16 protein-coding genes and 1 pseudogene are annotated in these 20994 nt (G+C 34.5%); 7 read left to right on the top strand and 10 right to left on the bottom strand.

Going from position 1 to position 20994, the window contains the following annotated elements; translation table 11 throughout:
• Positions 1-67: 67 nt before the first annotated feature.
• The 5 genes from C7P63_RS05345 to add all read right to left on the bottom strand — a co-directional run bounded on the left by C7P63_RS05345 (position 68) and on the right by add (position 5648).
• Entirely contained in the window at positions 68-1039 is a 972-nt protein-coding gene (locus C7P63_RS05345) for a Gfo/Idh/MocA family protein (RefSeq protein WP_125943137.1), read from the bottom strand.
• Positions 1026-1715, bottom strand: a complete 690-nt coding sequence (gene rpiA, locus C7P63_RS05340) for a ribose 5-phosphate isomerase A (RefSeq protein ID WP_125943136.1) — start codon at positions 1713-1715, stop codon at positions 1026-1028. The genes C7P63_RS05345 and rpiA overlap by 14 nt, the downstream gene beginning before the upstream one ends.
• A gap of 96 nt (positions 1716-1811) precedes the next feature.
• Entirely contained in the window at positions 1812-2633 is an 822-nt protein-coding gene (locus tag C7P63_RS05335; RefSeq protein ID WP_125943135.1) for a MurR/RpiR family transcriptional regulator, read from the bottom strand.
• A 126-nt stretch (positions 2634-2759) separates the two neighbouring features.
• Positions 2760-4289 carry an ABC-F family ATP-binding cassette domain-containing protein gene (locus C7P63_RS05330; RefSeq protein WP_125943134.1) on the bottom strand — a complete coding sequence of 510 codons (1530 nt, stop codon included), beginning with the start codon at positions 4287-4289 and terminating at the stop codon, positions 2760-2762.
• 366 nt (positions 4290-4655) lie between these two features.
• Positions 4656-5648 carry an adenosine deaminase gene (gene add / locus C7P63_RS05325; RefSeq protein WP_125943133.1) on the bottom strand — a complete coding sequence of 331 codons (993 nt, stop codon included), beginning with the start codon at positions 5646-5648 and terminating at the stop codon, positions 4656-4658.
• A 214-nt stretch (positions 5649-5862) separates the two neighbouring features.
• Here add and C7P63_RS05320 point away from each other — a divergent pair, with 214 nt between their 5' ends.
• A complete protein-coding gene (locus C7P63_RS05320) occupies positions 5863-6483 on the top strand; it encodes an FMN-dependent NADH-azoreductase (RefSeq protein WP_125943132.1) in 621 nt (206 codons plus the stop codon).
• A 53-nt stretch (positions 6484-6536) separates the two neighbouring features.
• On the opposite strand, the gene C7P63_RS05315 is transcribed toward C7P63_RS05320, so the two are convergent.
• Complete coding sequence (locus tag C7P63_RS05315) at positions 6537-7427, bottom strand: aldose 1-epimerase family protein (RefSeq protein ID WP_125943131.1); 891 nt, start codon at positions 7425-7427, stop codon at positions 6537-6539.
• Positions 7428-7629: 202 nt separating this feature from the next.
• Here C7P63_RS05315 and C7P63_RS05310 point away from each other — a divergent pair, with 202 nt between their 5' ends.
• The 6 genes and pseudogenes from C7P63_RS05310 (at position 7630) to C7P63_RS05285 (ending at position 15817) form a co-directional block, all read left to right on the top strand.
• Positions 7630-10020, top strand: a complete 2391-nt coding sequence (locus tag C7P63_RS05310; protein ID WP_125943130.1) for a Xaa-Pro dipeptidyl-peptidase — start codon at positions 7630-7632, stop codon at positions 10018-10020.
• 317 nt (positions 10021-10337) lie between these two features.
• Positions 10338-11015 (top strand): beta-phosphoglucomutase, encoded by a 678-nt coding sequence (pgmB, locus tag C7P63_RS05305; protein ID WP_125943129.1) that lies wholly within the window; start codon positions 10338-10340, stop codon positions 11013-11015.
• Entirely contained in the window at positions 10999-12003 is a 1005-nt protein-coding gene (locus C7P63_RS05300; protein WP_125943128.1) for an aldose epimerase family protein, read from the top strand. The genes pgmB and C7P63_RS05300 overlap by 17 nt, the downstream gene beginning before the upstream one ends.
• A 26-nt stretch (positions 12004-12029) precedes the next feature.
• A complete protein-coding gene (locus C7P63_RS05295; RefSeq protein ID WP_125943127.1) occupies positions 12030-13052 on the top strand; it encodes a LacI family DNA-binding transcriptional regulator in 1023 nt (340 codons plus the stop codon).
• A gap of 78 nt (positions 13053-13130) precedes the next feature.
• A complete protein-coding gene (locus tag C7P63_RS05290) occupies positions 13131-13484 on the top strand; it encodes a YxeA family protein (RefSeq protein ID WP_125943126.1) in 354 nt (117 codons plus the stop codon).
• A gap of 188 nt (positions 13485-13672) precedes the next feature.
• Positions 13673-15817, top strand: a pseudogene (locus C7P63_RS05285) (heavy metal translocating P-type ATPase).
• An 81-nt stretch (positions 15818-15898) separates the two neighbouring features.
• On the opposite strand, the gene cysK reads toward C7P63_RS05285, so the two are convergent.
• From cysK to C7P63_RS05265, 4 genes are all read right to left on the bottom strand, one after another.
• On the bottom strand, positions 15899-16822 hold the full coding sequence (gene cysK / locus C7P63_RS05280) for a cysteine synthase A (RefSeq protein WP_125943125.1): 924 nt from the start codon (positions 16820-16822) through the stop codon (positions 15899-15901).
• On the bottom strand, positions 16797-17639 hold the full coding sequence (locus C7P63_RS05275; protein ID WP_165863782.1) for a homoserine O-acetyltransferase/O-succinyltransferase family protein: 843 nt from the start codon (positions 17637-17639) through the stop codon (positions 16797-16799). Before C7P63_RS05275 ends, cysK begins: the two co-directional genes overlap by 26 nt.
• Positions 17640-17924: 285 nt before the next feature.
• Positions 17925-18875, bottom strand: coding sequence for an L-lactate dehydrogenase (locus tag C7P63_RS05270; RefSeq protein ID WP_125943123.1), 951 nt, complete (start codon positions 18873-18875; stop codon positions 17925-17927).
• A gap of 108 nt (positions 18876-18983) precedes the next feature.
• Positions 18984-20900: a heavy metal translocating P-type ATPase gene (locus C7P63_RS05265; RefSeq protein WP_125943122.1), complete on the bottom strand. Its 1917-nt coding sequence runs from the start codon at positions 20898-20900 to the stop codon at positions 18984-18986.
• Positions 20901-20994: the final 94 nt, after the last annotated feature.

Below are 20994 nucleotides of genomic sequence, written 5' to 3'. Positions count from 1 at the left end.
CCTTTTTTTATTAAACAAAAAAGATAGTCTCTTTTATCTCAAAAGACTATCTTTTTTATAATTTTATTTATTCAAAGGGATAAACCATTCCCCATTCTTGTCTGACTTTTGTTAAAATAGTCATCACATCTTGAATCATTTGTAAATTTTCTGCTCCAGTTTTTGTGGAAATATAGTTTTCCATATCTAATACTTCATAGTGGAGAGCTTCTTTACTATCTCCTAATTTAATGACTTCTGTTTCACCGGTGTTGGTATAAATAATCTTCGCTTCATCTGCTCGAGGATACTCGTTAATTTCAATATACCCATGTTCACAAGCAATCACCCCTCGTTTAGGCTGTTTGGCTCTCATAGTTAGGGCAATGACTCCCATCTCACCTTCTTGGTTTTTCAAAATAATGCCTGAACTTTCATCTACACCTGTTTCAAAATATTCCACACTAGTTAAAATCACTTCTGGCTGAGAAGTCATAAAATAGCGCGCAAAGGAGACTGCGTAGACACCAATATCAAGTAGTGCGCCACCTGCCAATTCTTTTGAAAAGAAACGACTGTTTACGTCATACTCTTTTAAGCTACCAAAGTTCACTTGAATCATTTTAACTTTTCCTAATTTACCACTTTGAACGACTTGTCGTAATTTTTTATAAAGAGGCATATGGAACAATGTTACTCCGTCGGATAGCACTAATTGTTTTTCATTGGCAATGTTGACACATTCTTCTAATTGTTGAGAGTTCACTGTAATCGCCTTTTCGCAAAAGACATGCTTTCCTTTTAATAAGGCAGCTTTGATCATAGCATAATGTAAGTTATGAGGAGTGGCAATGTAAACAATATCTATGTGAGGATCGGCTAACATATCGTCTAAATCACTGTACACCATTTTAACTGGATACTCTTTAGCAAATTCTTTTGCCTTTACTAAACTAGAACCACATACTCCGTAAATTTCTCCGTCTCGTTTAGCCAATACTTCTCCCATGTCATGTGCAATCCAACCTGTTCCAACAATTCCCCAATTATAGCTTGTCATCTCGCTCTTTCCTTTCTAATATCACAACACCTTGTTGTGAGGTAATCACTGCTTTTGATGCTTGTTGATAAAATAAAGAAGTATCTACTACTCCTGGCATCATTAATAACCACTGATTTAATTGTTTTAGTGATAACTCTTTTGGCCAATGGTACATATCTAATAATAAATTGCCACGTTTCGTTCGAGTAACATCAGCTAAAACAGAACTACTACGAAATTCCACAGAACAGTCATATGCTAAGAGTTGTTTTTGAACGACTTGTTGACTAGACTCTAACACTTCTAAAGTAATAGGAAGGCTAGTTTCCATTAAGTTAGATACTAACTTTTCTTCATCTGCTAACAACACATAGTCGGTTGCCATACTAGCTATAATTTTTTCATCAGTATGAATGCCGCCGCCACTTTTTAATCCATTTAATTCATGATCTAGCGCGTCACATCCATCAAATGCGATAGGTATTTCATCTACTAAACAAGTCTCTATTACCTGGAGCCCTAATCTTTGACATAATAGTTTTGTTTTGTGAGAAGGGGTGACAATTTGTAGGTTTAAGGCTTGTTGTGACAAGATTTCTGCTAGATAAGCTATGGTGCTACCGCCTCCTAAACCAATCACAGTATTTGGCTGAATGAGGGTGGCAGCTTTTTCTGCACAAGCTTTCTTATTCATCAAGATATCTCCTTCATGTCCTTTTAAAAGAAATTTAATTTCACATAAATTATAATATTGAAATTAAATTTAGTCAAACGTTTCTATCTTGATGATTTATATTTTGCTATCTGAAATAAGTTCTTCATGGTTTCTGATTTTATCTAATCTGTCAGAATCCTCAAAAGATAACAATAAAAAGATTGTTTCCATAAGCAACATCGCTGAAATGCGAGAAAAATAATAATCTTTTTGAAAGACTCGTTCTCTTGTTGCTGTCATTAAATGAATATCTGCAAGCAAAGCCACTGGAGAGGTTGGACTGTTAGTCATAGCAATCACTTTAATTTGGTGTTTTTGACACCAAGTCACTGCTTTAATAATCTCTTTGGTTTCTCCTGAATTAGAGATAACTACGACTAAATCTTCCTTAGTTGCATTCATCAAAGCCGATAAACTTGTATCCCATATATCATAGGCTACAGAAAAAATACCAATTTGATTAAACCGGTAGGCCGCGTCCATTGCTACTGGAATGGTATTTCCATAAGCTAAAAAAATTACTTTTTTAGCTTGTTTAAATTGAGTTAACACTAATTGTAGCTGCTCCTCATCTAAGTAATTAAGGGTTTGATTGATTTCTTCTAACTTGTTTGTTCTAATTCGGTTTAATTGTTGGGATAATTTTGTTTCTTCTTTATTTGGTACTTCTTCTGTTGTTACTTTAGCTAAATTAATTTTTAAACCATGAAATCCTGCCACACCTATTTTTTTACAAAAACGAGTAATAGAAGCCTCACTAACCTGGCTCTTTTTAGCTAACTCTGCAATCGTTAAGTTTGGAATGCTAGTTGTTTCTTTTATGATATAATCCGCTATTTTTTTCTCCGTTAAAGAAAATGTGGGATACAGACTTAAAATATGGTCTAAGCTATTCACTTGGTTCAACTCCTTAGGTTAGAAACTTGATTGTCTTTTATTATAATTGATTCTACTTTCACTTATCTATTATCCTATAAAAAAAGAGTTTAGAGAACTGGTTATCTCTAAACTCTTTCAGTTTATTTATTGCCGAATATCCACTACTCTATCCACTAAATCTTCATAAAATTCTTGCTCATGGGAAACGATAATAACCGTTCCTTCAAAGTTAGCTAAACTTGTTTGAAGACTTTCTTTTGTATCTTGATCAATATGGTTAGTGGGTTCATCTAATATTAGAAAATTACTTGTAATCATAGTCATTTGGCATAGCTTAACCTTAGTTTGTTCTCCTCCACTTAAGGAAGATAAGGGTTCTTGGGCCAATTGATTAGGCAGTCCTGCCTTTGAAAGATGGCGACGCAATTCTTTAATCGTCGCTTTAGGAAACTTATCACTTAAATATTGCAAAGGCGTTTCATAGGGATTAGCCCAGACTAAGTCTTGTGAGAAATAATTGCATTTAGTATTTTGCGGAAAGTGAAACTCTCCGTCAATCACAGGTATCATCTCTAATAAGGTTTTTAACAAAGTAGACTTTCCTATTCCATTAAAACCTCTAATAGCAATTTTCTCTCCGTAGCGAATAGTCAGATTAAGAGGTGGTAGTAACGCTTTTTCATACCCAATCACTAAGTCTGTTGTATTCACTGCTAAAGTCGTCACAATCGGAGCATAAGGGAAATCATAAATAGGTTTAGCTGTTGTTTCAGGCGGAGTTAACCGTTCCATTCTATCTAATTGTTTTTGCCGACTTTTAGCCATAGTGGAACGAGAACCTGCTTTATATTTACGAATGTAGGCTTCTGTTTTTTCAATTTTCTTTTTCTGATTATCATATTGTTTCAAATATGCTTCTCTATTTTGTTCTTTCTGTTTCAAGGCTTGCACTAAATTACCAGTATATTTTGTTAATTGGCCAAATTCAATATCAGCAATATGAGTGGTAATCTGATTTAAAAATTCTCGGTCATGAGAAACAACTAAAAAAGTTCCCTCAAATTCCTGTAAAAATTGCGTTAACCAAGTAACATGTTCATCGTCTAAATGGTTAGTTGGCTCATCTAAAATTAATACTTCTGGTTTTTCTAGTAATAACTTAGCTAAAATCACTTTAGATCGTTGACCACCACTTAGTGTAGAAATTTTTGACTCTAGTCCTAGAACAGTTAGACCTAATCCTGAACTCATTTCATTGATAACTGTGTCAATCTCATAAAAGCCACTTTGATCTAATTCCGTTTGCAAATTACCAGCTTTTTCAAGGAGTTGATCTTCTAATGTTTGACTATACTCCTCATATAAATCTGCTATGCGTTTTTCTTTTTCAAAAGCAGACTGAAAAGCCGTTTGTAAAAATTCATAAATAGTTAACTCTCCGTCAGCTTCTACATATTGATCCAAATAGCCCATATGTAAATTTTTAGGATAGCTAACGTTCCCTTCATCTGGTAACACTTCTCCAGTAATCATTTTGATTAAGGTACTTTTTCCTGCACCGTTTTGCCCAATTAAGCCCACGTGTTCTCCTCGGTTTAATTGTAAATTTAATTCTTCATATAATAATTTATCCCCAAATTGATGGGAAATATCAGTTAATGTTAAAACACTCATTTTTTCTTTCCTTTCTTTTGCTAAATAAAAAAACAAGAAGGCCACTATCTCACCTTCTTGTTTCCAAACAAAAAGGCTGTAAACAAAAGCAGTTGTTTACAGCACCTTACTTAGTCTAATGTTCACCGAATAAACCTAACTTTCTCTGTTTAACATCACCAGAATTAGTAGGAAGTTTCGATGAAGCAAGCTATTTATAGGCTCTTAACACGGCTTCATCTTTCACTTGTTAAGAGCAAATTTTCTAACAAATTTTAAGTAGACAGAATAAAACATATTGGCACCTTCTTATAATATTCCTAAAATTAACATACTCTTAGTTTTCTGTCAACTTGTGACTGACTGTTTTCTTTCTGTCTAAAGCCACTAAATGTGCCGATTAATCTTATCTAAAACTTTTTCTTTCACTGAGTCTACAGCAAAAGAGCCAGTAATGCCGTTAATATTTAGTTGTTTCATCTCTTCATAAGTCAATTGACAATGGGTCGCTAAAAGTTGATACTCTTGTGTCAAATTAGTATTAGAAACAGTTCGGTTGTCTGTATTAATGCAACATAAAATTCCTTCCTCCATAAATAAGCGTAAAGGATATTCCTCCCAGCTAGAAATGGCATTGGTTTGAAGGTTACTAGTTGGACACATTTCTAATAAAGTTTTGGTTTCACGGCAAAATGCCATAGCTGCTTTATCTTGTCTAATAGCAACTCCGTGACCGATTCTAGTTGCCCCTAAGCGAATACCTTCTAACACATTATGGTAACACCCACATTCTCCTGAATGAATAGTCAGCTGATAACCAGTTTGATTAGCAAACTGAATGGACTCTGCAATTTTCTGATTGGAGACTTGTTTCTCATCTCCAGCAAAGTCAAACCCTACAATCCTAGCTTGATTTAATTGACTAACTTCTTGAAATAGTTGTTGATTATCTTTTTGACTGTGATGTCTCATCCCACAAATTAACACATTACTCTCTACTTGATAAGTAGTCATACCTTTTTCTATTCCTTCACAAACAGAAGAGATAATCTCAGGTACCGTCAGTCCTTTTTGCTGATGAAGTAACGGAGCAAACCTAATCTCAATGTAACAAACTCCGTCTTCTGCAGCTTGTCTTACAACATCATAAGCTGCTTCAGTTAAATTCTCTTTCGTTTGAAGGAGAGATAAAATAAAGTCAAAACTTTTTAAATACTCGGCTAAATCTTCACATTTTTCAGGGGCAACCGCTTGTATAACTTGAGAAGGATCCTGACCTTCTTTTTCTGCGAATTTTTCTAAAGTAGCTAAGCTAACAGAGCCATCTAAATGACAGTGAAGATCTACTTTGGGAAACTGATGAATGATAGCTGTATCCAAGTAATCGACTCCTTTTGATTTTTTTAATCTTAATCTTACAGACTTCTTCTCTAGATAACAAGTCTTTTTTTATTTTTTTAATCTAAATCAACAAAAGGAACAAGCATCCCCTTTTATACGCCTTATCCTTCCGCTTCTTGTGAGCATTTTTCTTTCTTTTAGTAAGATAAAAAGCTATTATTACAGATGTAATTTATTCAAGGAGGAACAACATATGACAACTGTGCTCGTAGTTAAGGGACATCCTTTAACAAAAGAAAATTCTCGCACATTAAAAACACTAGACACTTTTTTAACCCACTATCAACAAAACAATCCAGAAGATACCATTGAATGGTTAGATCTTTACCAAACAGACATTCCTGAAATTGAAGAAGTCTTTTTAGGTGCTCGCAAAAAATTAATGCAAGGAACTTCTTTAGAAGAATTATCTGAAAAAGAACAAGAAATAATGGCCCAATCAACGACTCTTTTAAATCAATTTTTAAAAGCTGACAAAATCATCTTAGCTAATCCTTTATGGAACTTAACTATTCCTAGCCGAGTAAAAGATTGGTTTGACGCTATTTATGTTACTGGAAAAACATTTAAGTATACAGAAAATGGTCCTGTGGGTATTTCTGACATTAAAAAATCACTTCACATTCAATCAAATGGTGGTATTTACCAGGGACAAGATTTTGGTTCTTCTTATGTGAAAGCCTCTTTTGCTTTTATGGGAATTCCTGAACACCATCAATTATTTATTGAAGGCATCGACTATACACCTGATCAAGAAACAACTATTTTAGCCAATGCACAAGAAGAAGCAAAAAAATTAGCAAAAATCTTTTAAAAAAGTCAAAAGGGCTAGCCCTTTTGACTTTTTATTTTCTCTTATTAAGTTTATTAATCAAAATAAAGTTGATACTGATAAACACCGGTTTCGCCTGGAGCTACTATAGCATTTCCTTCTTTTTGACTGATCTCTTGCGGTTGATCATAAATATCAGGCAAGCCATAAAAAGGTTCTAAACATAAGTAAGGTAAATTCAACCCTTCTTTTGTCCAAAGAGTTAAATAAGGAAAATCACCTAAATTTAGTCTTACTTTATGATTTGTCTTTTCAGAAGCTAATTCGATCTGTTTCATTTCTCCTTTTAAAATCAGTAAACCCTCATCAAATAAAGCATGGTTCAAAGCTAATCTACCAGATGTCAGCTCAGCTAAAGGAGTTAAATTACCAGTTCGGTAAGGATGAGGTTTTTTTACAATATCAAAAACATCAATCTGCTCTACTTTTTCTCCCTGATTTGTTAAAAAACTCAAATAATAATCTGAAAACTCACCGGTTTCATCTATAGGTACATTAAAAGCCGGATGAGATCCTATAGAAAAGGATAACGCTTCATTATCTAAATTGATAACAGAAAAATTTTGTTCTAGTTGACACTCTTTTAAAGCAAATTCTATTTGCAATTCAAAATGAAACGGATACATTTTGTAAGTTTCTTGATTATCTTTTAAAGATAACACCAAACGATCACTCTCATGTGACAAGACCTCAAATTCATAGCCAGAAACAAAGCCATGTTGTGGCATAGGATATTCTTTCCCTTTTATTAAATAGTGGTCATCCATTGACCGTCCAATAGCTGGAAATAAAACAGGTGCATGCTTTGCCCATTCACTTCCATTCCAAATATAATCAAAGTTTTCTTGACGGTGATAAACATGAGTTAATTCCGCCCCTTTTGGATTAATTACAACAGTTAACTGATCATTCTCAATTGTTAGCACGTGTTAGCCCCACCTTTTCTGATAAATATTTATCTACTGACTCTTTTCTATTATAGCACTGTTAGCTTCTTTTTTAAGCGTTATCATCAAATGTTATGTTTTCATAATAAAAATAAGCTAATTATTAAACAACTTAACATTTAATTGTTTGAAATTACTGACTTGTTGGTATAATAAAGATAACTTAAGGAGGCAGATGTGGATGAAATTGAATCAATTTGGTTTTAAAGAAGAAAGCTTTCAAACAGCAGTAGATGAATTAACTAAGATTGGTTTTTTAGATGAGCAAGCGCCAAAGGATGTAACTGCACTATGGTTTTATTTATTAGAGAAAAGTTTTCCAGAAGTAACGAGTGAAGGTGGTTTAGCTAGCAAGTATCGTAATCTTTTAGCTAATTCTACAACTGATTTATACCAATTTAAACAAGAGAATCTTCCTCTTTCACAAGAAGTATTCTATCTAGTCGGACTACAATTACTAGAGTTCCAATTAACTATTGATTTTAATAGTGACACTTGTTTAGCTGATGCTAAAAAGATTGGCATACCTGTATTAGACGCTTCTTTTGATAAGACAGAAGACTTAATCAAAGCTTGGTATATGTTATTAAATACCCACAATAAAAAAGCGCTAACATTTATTGATTCATTAGCTAGCCGAGGATATTATTCTCATAAAAAATGGCCGCTCCCTTTATTCTTTAACGGAAAAGCTCAAGCTGTTTTTGATACAAATGAAATTATCCGGGAAGTGGTTTATGTAGAATCTTCTCTAGATACAGACCAAGACGGAAAAAGAGATTTGATTAAAGTAGAAATTTTGCGACCAAAAGAAACGGAAACAGGTCTTAAAGTTCCAAGTCTTTTCACAGCTAGCCCTTATTGCCAAGGCATTAATCCTGAAGCTAGCGATAAAATGATGCACAATCCTAATCAACCTTTAACCCGAAAAGAACCGAATGATGTGACTTATGAAACTATTCAATTCACTCCAACAGACAAACAATTACCTAACGAACGACTAGTTCAAGGTGAAACAACTGAAGCTAGTGAAACATTTATGAGAGAACAATCCTACACCTTTAATGATTATTTTCTACCTAGAGGTTTTGCGGCTGTTTATTCTGCAGGAATTGGTTCTAAAGACTCTGATGGTATTCAAACTTGTGGCTCTGTAGAACAAACAGAATCTATGACTGCTGTTATCGAATGGTTAGCTGGCAATCGCCGGGCCTTTACTAACCGAACAGATAATATCGAAATTAAAGCTTGGTGGAGTAATCATAAAGTAGCTATGACTGGCCGTTCTTATTTAGGCACATTAGCCACTGCAGCTGCTACAACTGGTGTAGCAGGTCTAGAAACGATTATTTCAGAAGCTGCTATCTCTGATTGGTATCAATACTACCGAGATAACGGATTAGTCGTTGCACCTGGAGGTTTTCCTGGTGAAGATGCAGATGTATTAGCTGAATTAACCTTTAGCCGTATGCACACTCCTGGTGACTACTTACGTATCAAAGATTTCTTCAACGCTTCTCAAAAAGAGCTGACACGTCTTCAAGACCGTGAAACTGGAAACTACAATACTTTTTGGGACGAACGAAATTATCTACCACATGTCAAAGATATTAAAATTGACGTTGTAATGGTTCATGGCTTAAATGATTGGAACGTTAAACCACGTCATGTTTATCAACTATGGGAAGCGTTAAAAGAAGTCCCTGTTGCTAAAAAAATAATTCTACACCAAGGACAACATATCTATATTAACAACATGCCTTCTCTTGACTTTAACGACATGATGAATTTATGGCTTAGTCATAAATTATACGATTTAGATAATCATGCTAAAGAATTACTGCCTGATGTAATCTATCAAGATAATACCCAACCTGAAAACTGGTTAACTCGTCCAGATTGGACTGGAAAAGAAACAGTCACTTTCAACTGTCATAAAGGACAACTGGTTGCTGAAGAAACCTCTGAAGTAGTCACCTTTAGCGATCAATTGGATCCGGTACTCTTTGATAGTTATACAAAGAACTTCACTCAATGGGAGAAAGATTTATGCACAGAAGGTAGCCCTCTAGATGGACATCGCTATTTGATGAAATCTACTCCATTAAAAGAAGAATTAATTCTTTCTGGGGAACCTACTGTGAAATTAAAAGTAGCCTCTAACCAAGATATAGGAATGCTAAGTGTTCGTTTAGTTGATTTTGGAACTGCTAAACGCTTAAAACCAGAAGCTGATACCTTAGGACTAAAAGCAATGCCACTAGGTTATCAATGGCGAGAAGATGATTTGAAAGAATTTAAATTAGATAAAGAAACAGACTTTAAATTAATTTCTGTCGGTCATATTAATCTTCAAAATAGAGAAAACCCTTGGAAAAATGATGACTTACAAGCTAATCAATGGGTGGAAGTAGAGTTTGCTTTACAGCCTACCCTTTATCATTTACCAAAAGGAAGACAACTCGGTTTAGTTATTTATAGCACGGACTTTAGTATGACAATTAGAGGGAATCAAGACCTTAGCTACTCCATTAACTTAAATGAAAGCTCTCTTCATCTTCCTACGAAATAATAAAAAAAAGATGGCAACTTAGTTGTCATCTTTTTTTCTTTACTTTGGATTTACGTTTCTTTTTATATTTCTTGTTATGCTTTTTTCTAGAAAAGAATCCTCATATTTTCCCATATATAATCATACCTTTTTATATTCATTATATAGATAGTTAAGTATGTTATCAAACAAATAAAATTAAATAGCTTATTATGTCTTAATTCAACCTTTAGCTCATAAGAAAAAGATTGACTAGCGCAACCGGTTGCGCTTATGATAGAGTTACTTACAAGACCTTCATATTTAAACCACAACAGCCATTTGAAAGGATGAATTTTATGTTTAAAGGAGTACTTTTTGATTTAGATGGAGTTTTAACAGATACAGCAGAATACCATTATTTAGCTTGGAAAGAATTAGCCAATCATCTTGGTATCCACATTGACCGTGACTTTAATGAACAATTAAAAGGAGTTAGTCGAGAAGATTCTCTCACCTTAATTTTAAAACATGGTAACCAACTTGATCAATTTTCAAAAGAAGAATTTGCTCAACTAGCTAAGCAGAAAAATGACTTATATGTTGAAATGATCCAAAAAGTCTCACCAAAAGATGTTTATCCAGGAATTTTAGCTTTACTATCTGATTTAAAAGCTCAAAATATCGCTATTTCTTTAGCTTCTGCCAGTAAAAATGGCCCAGTTCTTTTAAAAAAATTAGGGCTACTTCCTTATTTTGATGCCATTGCTAATCCGGCAGAAATTAAAAACGGCAAACCAGCTCCAGATATTTTTCTTTTAGCTGCGGAAAAAATAAAGGTTCCGATTGACCAATGTATTGGGATTGAAGACGCCAAAGCCGGCATTCAAGGAATTAAAGCAAGTGGTGCTTATCCTATAGGAGTAGGGACTCCAGAAGAATTAGGAAAAGATTTATCTCTTGTTCCCAATACAACTCAACTGACCTTTAACTTTTTAGTAAACTCTTGGGAGACGTCACATGGGAATAAAAATTGAGTCTGGTAACCACCCTCTTTTAAAAAAAATTACTTTAAGCAACGATTACTTAACTGCTACTTTTGTCAATTACGGAGCTAGAATGTATGAACTTTGGGCTCCAGATGCTCATTTTAAACACGAAAATATTTTATTAACCTTAGATAAAGAAGAACAGCTGTTAACAGATACTAGTTTTTTTGGTGCAGTTGTAGGACCTGTGGCAGGACGTATCAGAGAGGGAGAGTGCCACAACTATTCTTTAGAAAAAAACGAAAAGAAACATCATATTCATGGTGGCTCTAATGGTTGGTCCTTTCAATTTTGGTCAGTTACTACTGCTGAAGGAAAAGATTTTTCTCGTGTTAGTTTTTCTTTAATTGACACTCTTTCTGGCTATCCTGGACCTATTCATGTAACTGTCCACTATACCCTAGAAAAAAATCAACTTATTATGGAGATGGACTACTGGGCTGAAAAACAAACTTGGATTAATCCAACTAGTCACACTTATTTTAACCTATCTGGAAATGGAAAAAGAAAGATTCAGGAACACTTTTTAACTGTGAAAACCAAAGGCTTGTTAGAATTAGATAAAGATAAGCTACCAACAGGAAAACTCTTAACTTCTTCCAAGATTATCCCCCTTCTCTTAAAAGAAGTTAGACTGTCCGACTTATTTCAAATAATTCCCCAAGGCTTAGATGATCCTTTTATTTTAAAAACTCTTACTAAAAATGAGCCTAACCTTATCTTATCTGAACCACTCTCTGGTCGAAAGTTAGAAATTTTTACCGATCAACCTAGTTTTGTTTTATTTTCGACAACAGGTTTTAACAGTCCTATCACTGTTACAGGACAAAAAATGTGTAGTCAATTAGGTTTAGCTATCGAACCCCAACATCTACCTGACATCCTTCATTTTCCGCATTGGGGAACAATTGAAGCTTTACCTAATACTCGTTATACTAGAAAAACTATCTATCAATTTTCAACCTTAGACTTATGATACTTTAGAAAGAAAGTGTTTGAACTATGACTATTACTGTAAAAGATGTGGCTAAAAAAGCAGGGGTGGCGACTTCCACTGTTTCCCGTGTTATTAACGATCATCCTAGTATTTCCATTGCTACTAAAGAGAAAGTTAGAAACATAATGAAGGACATGGGATATGTGCCTAATATTTCTGCTAGAAATCTAGGCACTCAATCTGCTAATGCTCTTGGAATTATTCTTCCTCCTTTTCTTACTAAAGAACAAGTAGGAAACCCATTTTACTTAGAACTTATTTATAGCATTAACCAAGCTGCTGTCGACTTGCAGCTAGCTACGGTTATTATTACTGGCAAAGATAATGAAGAACTACTTAACCATGTCAAACAAATGTATGCTCAAAAACAAGTAGATGGTTTTATTTTAACTTACTCTATTAAAAACGATCCAATTCTTCATTATTTGATGAAAGAAACTATCCCAGTCACCTTGATTGGTAAACCTTGTTCTCAAAGGGATGGCCTCTCTTATGTAGACAACGATAATCAGTTATTAGGTCGCTGTAGCACAAATCATTTAATAGAGCATCATCATCAAAAAATTTTATTTTTAACAGACCGCCAAGAAGATCAAGTCTTTATTGACCGATATATAGGCTATCAATCTGCTTTAAAACAAGCTAACTTACCTGTTTTTTCTCCCAAGATACTTCAAGAGAAACAAGATTGGCAAGAATTTATCCCATGGATTCAAAGAGAAGGCATAACTGGAGCTATTGTCATGGATGAAGGTTTAGCTTTAAAAACTATTCAGGCTTTAAGCCAAATAGGTTATGAAATCCCAGCAGATTTTTCTCTCATCAGTTTTAATAATTCTTTTTTAGCTACCTTAACCCATCCTTTTTTGACCAGCGTGGATATCCAAATCCATGACCTTGCAACTGCTAGCGTTAAGCAGCTCGTCTCTCAACTAACTACTCCAACTACTCGCCAGCAACCTGTCATTATTCAGACTTATGGGCTTATTCAACGAGAAACAGTTGGTCAGATTAACACCAAGGATTAGTTCTTCATTTTTTTATGCAAGAGGACTAGTTTCCTACTGCTATTTCCTCTATAATGCAAAATAAGGAGGATTAATCTTATGGACTTTCAGCTCGATTTAAGTATTAAAAAAATGGGAACATTAGTCATCCTAATGCTAGCCATTGCTTTTATGTTAACTTGGTATCAACATAACTATGTTTCAGCTAGTTACTATACTAAAATTAATAACCAGACTAAACAAACAGAGACTAAACATAAAACCGTCACTTATCAACTTCGTTTATACGGAGAAGATAATCAACCAATTAAAGCTAACTTGACTGTTAAACAAGCTCAATCATTTACACCAGATACCTACTTAAAAGTGTTATATGCTCCTAAAAAAGGAATAACTCATTGGGAACCAATTTCTAAAAACCAGATTCCTAAAATAATTTATAAAAATTTCTAGTTATTTTTATGCTATAAAAACACATGGCTATTACCTACCAGTAATCTTCATGTGTTTTTTACTATACACAAACAATAAAAGCGCTTTTTTAACCATTGACACATGAACGCATATTCATATATAATGCAATTAGAGTTAAGTATGAAAAAATGTTCATACATTCATATTATTATTTAGGAGGGTTTTTCATGAAAAAAACGTTTAGATTAGAAGGCTTGGATTGTGCTAATTGCGCAATGAAAATTGAAAATGCTGTCAAAAAAATCGAAGGAGTAGACGAAGCTTCAGTTAATTTTATGACAACCAAATTAAGTATTAGAGCGGATAGAGAAAACATGCCTGAGATTCTTAAAGAGACTGAAAAAACCGTTAAGCAATTAGAACCTGATGTCGACATGGTTAAGGCTTAGGTGAGTCAAATGAACCGAAATAAAAAAATATTCGCAAAAATCTTAATCAGTGCTAGTTTACTTATAATTAACGGATTTCTTCCTATTCCAGATCGTTCTTATTTACAATTAGCTATCTATCTAGTTATTTACGGGATCATTGGTGGAGACATTGTAAAAAAAGCTGTCAAAAATATTATTCATGGACAAGTTTTTGACGAAAATTTCTTAATGGTAGTAGCAACCATTGGCGCTTTTTTTGTGGGAGACTATATTGAAGGGGTAGCTGTTATGCTGTTCTTCCAAATAGGCGAACTTTTTCAAAGTTACGCTGTCAACCAATCCAGAAAATCCATTAGTCAATTAATGGACATTCGCCCAGACTACGCTCACTTAAAAATAGGGGAAACTTTTGAACAAGTAGACCCTGATGAAGTGGAAATTGGCGATACTATTTTAGTTAAACCAGGAGAACGGGTGCCAGTAGATGGTGTGGTTACTAAAGGAAGTGGTTTACTAGATACTTCTGCTCTAACAGGAGAGTCTGTTCCTCGGCGAGTAACCATTGAAGATGCCGTTTTAAGCGGCTGTATTAATACAAGCGGTGTTTTAGAATTAAAAGTAACAGAAGAATTTGGTGACTCTACAGTAAACAAAATTTTAGATTTAGTAGAAAATGCTAGCAGTAAAAAGGCTGCTTCTGAAAATTTCATTACTAAATTTGCTCGTTACTATACACCAACGGTTGTGTTCCTAGCCTTAGCTTTGGCTCTTATTCCACCTATCCTTACAGGCGGAAACTTTAGCGAATGGGTTCACCGAGCGTTAACCTTTCTAGTTATCTCTTGTCCCTGTGCTCTAGTTATCTCCGTACCACTTAGTTTCTTTGGCGGGATTGGAGGAGCCTCTAAATTAGGTATTTTGATTAAAGGCAGCAACTATTTAGAAGCATTAGCACAAACTGACACGATTGTTTTTGATAAGACTGGTACCTTAACTAAGGGAACCTTTGAAGTACAACATATTCAGCCAGTCAATTTAAGTAAAGAAGAACTACTTAAGCTAACAGCTTACATGGAAAGCTTCTCTACTCACCCTATCGGAGCTTCTTTAAAACAAGCTTACGGAAAAGATATCGATAAAAATCAAGTGACCGATTTAGAAGAATTAGCTGGCTACGGGCTAAAAGGTAAAGTATTTGGCAAGTCTATGTTAGTCGGCAATGAAAAACTTATGAAGCAAGAACAAATTGATTACCTAGTGCCTGAAGAAATAGGCACCCTTGTTCATGTAGCTATTAATCAAAGCTATGCAGGTTATATTGTTATTGCAGATCAGCTCAAAGTAGATGCTAAACAAGCCATTTATGATTTACAACATCAGCATCGTATCAACACGGTTATGTTAACAGGAGATACCAAAGAAACTGGTGAAGCAGTGGCTAGCTCTTTAGGTATTCCTAAAGTTTATACACAGTTACTCCCAGGAGATAAAGTAACCCAACTGGAAACATTATTAAAAGAAGAAAAAGCTGGCCATAAACTAGCCTTTGTAGGAGATGGTATCAATGATGCTCCTGTTTTAGCTAGAGCAGACATTGGAATTGCTATGGGAGGTTTAGGTTCTGATGCTGCCATTGAAGCAGCTGATATTGTTATTATGACAGACGAACCTTCGCGGATTTCCACTGCCATTCATTTGTCCCGTAAAACATTGAAAATCGTCAAAGAAAATATTGTGTTCGCGATTGTTATCAAAGTTTTATTCCTAATTTTAGGTGCTCTAGGCATTGCTTCAATGGGTGGTGCAGTGTTTGCTGACGTAGGTGTAACAGTTATTGCTGTTTTAAATGCAATGAGATGTTTAAATGTTAAACCATTTGAAAAAGAGATTAGTCAGTCTAAAGCTAGACAGACAATGAGTCCTGCCAGTTCTACTAATTAACAAATTCAGCAACAAAAAAAGTTTCTCTCAGATTTTGAGAGAAACTTTTTTATTATCATCAACTAGTTAAGGCATACCAATTTATTCATCAAATAATTCAGTGGATAAATATCTTTCCCCATTATCTGGTGCAACTGTCACAACTGTATGACCTTTCCCTAATTTTTTAGCTACTTCAATTGCTCCGTAAATATTAGCTCCTGCTGAAATGCCTGGTAAAAAGCCTTCTTGACGGGCAACTAATCTAGCCATGTTAATTGCTTCATCTCCTGGTACTTCTACAATCTCATCGTAAATACTAGTATCTAACGTATCTGGTACAAAACCAGCACTTATTCCTTGAATTTTATGTTTGCCACCTTTTCCTTCTTTTAAAACAGGTGATTCTGCTGCTTCTAGTGCATAAATTTTCACATCGGGATTAACTTTACGAAGTGTCTTAGCTACCCCTGTTAGAGTTCCACCTGTTCCAACTCCTGCAATAAACGCGTCGGGTGTTTGTCCGTCAAACGCTTCAATTATTTCAACCCCTGTTGTTCTTTCATGAACTTCAGGGTTGGCTTGATTTTTAAATTGCATCGGTAAAAAATAGCCATGTTCATGCGCTAATTCTTCTGCTTTTTTGATTGCTCCAGGCATTCCATCTGCACCGGGAGTCAAAATTAGTTCTGCGCCGTAACCTTTCATTAATTTTCGGCGTTCTACACTCATCGTTTCTGGCATAGTAATGATTAACCGATAACCTTTAGCTGCAGCCACTAAAGCTAAGCCAATTCCTGTATTGCCTGAAGTCGGTTCAACAATAGTACCACCAGGTTGTAACTTACCTGTTTTTTCTGCTTCTTCAACCATTGCTAAAGCAATTCGATCTTTAATCGAACTACCAGGATTGAAAAATTCTAATTTAACATAAACATCTGCTGCTTCTTCTGGCACAACTTTATTTAACTTAACAAGTGGAGTTCCTCCAATTAATTCTTCAACTGACTTTGCGATTTTTTTCATGATAATTCCTCCGTACATTTTTATTTTCGGCTACTTGTTTCATCCAATTACTAAAAAAGACTTGACGCGTTTGTTGCCATTTATACTGAGTCCCTGTTAATGTCTCTGTATCTTCAAAGTAATTCTCAGGTTTTTGATAAGTAATCTCAGGATGAGCCTCACTTTCTCTTACATATTCTTTTAACAGTCCATCTTTGTCATATTCTAAATGAGAAAAAAGAAAGGCTTGTTTCTTATGTTTAGCTTCCACTAAAAACAAGTGGTTCTCTTCAGTTGTTGCAACTACCTGTAACTTATCATTAGCTTGAATTTGATTAAGATTCATCTCTGCATATCTAGCGTGATCAGCTAAAAAGCCAGGTGTTAATCCTTGCAGTAATTTACTAGATTGAGAAATAGTTTGCTTATAGACACCAAATAATTTCCTTGGTAAAATCTGTTTCTCTATCCCATAAAAATAATTTAATGCCACCATTCCTCCCCAACAAATATATAACTGATTAGGGACAAATTCGTCTAAATAACTCAATAAATCTCTCACTTCTTGAATATAAGTCACTTCTTCAAAATCATGTCGTTCAATGGGAGAGCCTGAAATAATAAACCCATCTAAAGCTTGTAGCTTTTCTAATTCTAAAGGCTCCATATTTTCCTTAACTTCTGTAGGTATTTCTCTACCAAGATAATGTCCTTTAGGATAGAAATAAGTAATCTTTATTGGCATACCAGTTTCTTTGAACACCTGATTAAAGTGATCGATACTTTCTAACTTATTTGACATTAAATTCAAAATGCCTAACTTTAATTGTTTAATCATTATCGCCTCCATCGTTTGGATAAAACAAAAAAGAGCTGACTAAATATCAGCTCTTTGTACATAACGGTTGTTTTATCTCTGTCGCTTCAATCGCTTTATTATACAGTCTAAGAGGATATCTAAGTATAGCAAATAGGTATGGTATTTACGCAGCATACCATACAACAGACAGTATTAATAAAAGCGATAGATGATTGTATAACTGTCTTCATTGCTTACTCTTCCTCTCCCGTGTAATTATTTGAAGTTTATAACAATTTGTAAGTAAAGTCAATTTATTTGTCTTTATTCAATAGAATCTACAATGACTTGATGCAAGGTTTCTGCTGAAGCTTGCATTTTTTCTTTTTCAGAATCAGATAAAGGAATCTCAATCACATGGTTAATCCCATCTCTACCAATGACACAAGGTGCTCCTATAAAAATATCAGTTAAGCCATACTCTCCGTCTAAATAAGTTGACAAAGGCAAAATAGCATTTTCATCGTTTAAAATGGCTTTGGTAATTCTAGCCATTGTCACTGCAATCCCGTAATAAGTAGCTCCTTTTTTCTGAATAATATCATAAGCAGCATCTCTTACTTGGAAAAACACATTAACTAAGGCTTCTTCATCTATTTCAGGATTATCCTTAACCCATTCATAAATTTGAAGTCCACCAATATTAGCATGAGACCAAACGGCGAATTCACTATCTCCATGTTCCCCTAAAATATAACCGTGAACGTTTCTGGCATCAACATTCACTAACTCAGCAATCGCTTGACGGAACCGAGCACTATCTAAAGAAGTTCCTGTTCCTATAATTTGTTGATGAGGAAGTCCTGAAAATTTCCAAGTCGCATAAGTTAAAATATCCACTGGATTAGTGGCTACTAAAAAAATACCATTAAAACCACTAGCCATTACTTTTTCAACTATATCTTTAAAAATAGCTAAATTTTTCTTAACTAAATCTAACCGAGTTTCACCAGGTTTTTGTGCTGCACCTGCTGTAATGACTACAATTTCAGCATCACTACACTGATCATAATCACACGCATAAATTTCTTTAGGAGAAGTAAAGGCTAATGCATGAGATAAATCTAAGGCATCTCCTTGGGCTTTTTCTTTATAAATATCAATAATACCGACTTCACGTCCAATATTTTGGGTGACTAAACTAAAAGCATAACTTGAACCTACTGCTCCATTACCAATAATGATAATTTTACCGTTTCTTTTTTTCTTTTCCATTTATTTTCACCAACCCTTTCATAACTATCATACCATAAAAGAACAAATCGAATAACAAATATACTTGTGAAAAAAGAAGAGAGATAATGTTATCTCTCTTCTTCTCCCTTAGCTATCTTTGATTGGCTGAAGTAAACGTAACCCATTTAACAAGACTAAAATCGTACTACCCTCATGAGCAATAATCCCTAATGGTAAGCTCATCTTTCCCATAATATTTAAAACAATTAAAATGAGAATAACCACCATGGCAAACATAATGTTTTGACGAACAACCCGATTAAGCTTATTAGATACTTTATGGGCATAACTTAACTTTTTCAACTTATTTTTCATTAAAACCGCATCAGCTACATCCATGGCAATATCTGTTCCTTGCCCCATAGCAATCCCAATATCTGCTTTCACTAAAGCGGGAGCGTCATTAACCCCATCTCCAACCATCGCTACTAGACCATAACGAGTTTGCTGATCTTGGATGATTGCTGCTTTATTTTCTGGTAAAACATTACCAATTACTTCATCCATTCCTAATTCTTGCCCAATTGCTTGACCAGTTACTTCAGAATCTCCAGTGATCATCGTCGTATGAATTCCTTGGTTTTTAAAATAATTAATAACATCCCTTGCATCATCATTTGGAATATCCATCATGGCAATTAATCCATAAACTTTTTCATTTATCCCAAAATAGACCACGGTTTTGCCTGCTTTAGCATATTGTTTATTTTTCTCTTCTATCTCCTCAGATACTTTACCAAATGTAGAGGGTTTACCAATTCGGTAAGACTCCTCTAAATGACTGGCAACTAACCCTTTTCCAATTTGGTTTTCTACTTCTAAATCTAATTGCTCTTTTGCTTTAAATTTAGCTAGAATTGCTTTGGCTAGCGGATGATTAGCCGTTTGTTCCATAGCAACAATCACATCCATAAAATGTTGCTGCTTATCTGTATCTCCTTCAAAATAAAAATCTGTTACAACCGGTTTTCCTCTAGTTAATGTACCAGTCTTATCAAAAGCCATTCCTTTAATTTCGGCTAAATTAGTCAGATAAGAGCCACCTTTAAACAGCACTCCTTTTTTAGCTAAATTAGAGATAGCTGACAAAGTAGCTGGAACTGCACTGGCTGCTAGAGCACAAGGAGAAGCAACCGTTAGAAACACCATTCCTCGGTAAAAACTTTCTTCCCAACTCCACTGAAATATAACTGGGCCTAATAAAATAAAAATAGGAACTAACACTAAAATAGTGTTAACATAGCGAGGTTCTAGTCGTTGAATTTTAGTAGCTGTGACAGACATATTTTCCTGAGATTCATTAACTAATTCAATAATTTTAGCAAACAAAGTATCCTGACTATCTTTGGTTACTTTAACAGTAAGGGTCCCATCTCCGTTAATCGTACTACCAAACACTTCACTGCCCACTGTTTTTTCAACAGGTATACTTTCTCCAGTAATAGCTGATTCATCAATACTGCTATAACCAGATAAGATAATCCCGTCTGTTGGAATTTGATCGCCATTTAACACTCTTAAATGATCCCCTATTTTTAAAGACTGAACAGGAACAATTTCAGTTTCCCCAGTTTCTAAAATAAGTCTAGCTTCTGTTGGATTCATTTTCATTAGATTGGTAATTTCTTTTTTACTTTTACTCTCCACATAATGCTCTAAAAAGTGAGCTCCAGCAAAAATTAAAATAAGTAATGCCCCTTCTTGATAATCTCCAATAACTGCTGCACCAATGGCCGCTAAAGACATTAAAATATGAACATTTGGATGAAAATGTTTTTCTTTCCTAGTTAGACGAAGGGTATCTTCAACTCCCTCAATCACAATGTGATAACCAGATAAAACCATTGCCCCAATGTAAACAAACATTTGTGCCTTGTCAAACCCTCTTAAAAACAAACCGACAATAAATAAAAATAAGCCCACAAAAAACAAAACAACTGGTACACTCCCGTGATTATGCTCCTGTTTTGCCACAGGTTGTTTAGGTTCTGCTTGATTCTTCATCTAATCACTTCCTTCTAATATGAATACCTTTTCATATTTAATTTTAAAGCATATTTCCTAATCTGACAATTAATACGCTTTTAATCCAAAAAAA

This window comes from Vagococcus humatus (assembly GCF_003950325.1).
In the GTDB taxonomy this organism is placed as follows: Bacteria; Bacillota; Bacilli; order Lactobacillales; family Vagococcaceae; genus Vagococcus_C; species Vagococcus_C humatus.
The sequence above is the reverse complement of the archived record's forward strand: the minus strand, read 5'-3'. Positions and strand labels throughout refer to the sequence as shown.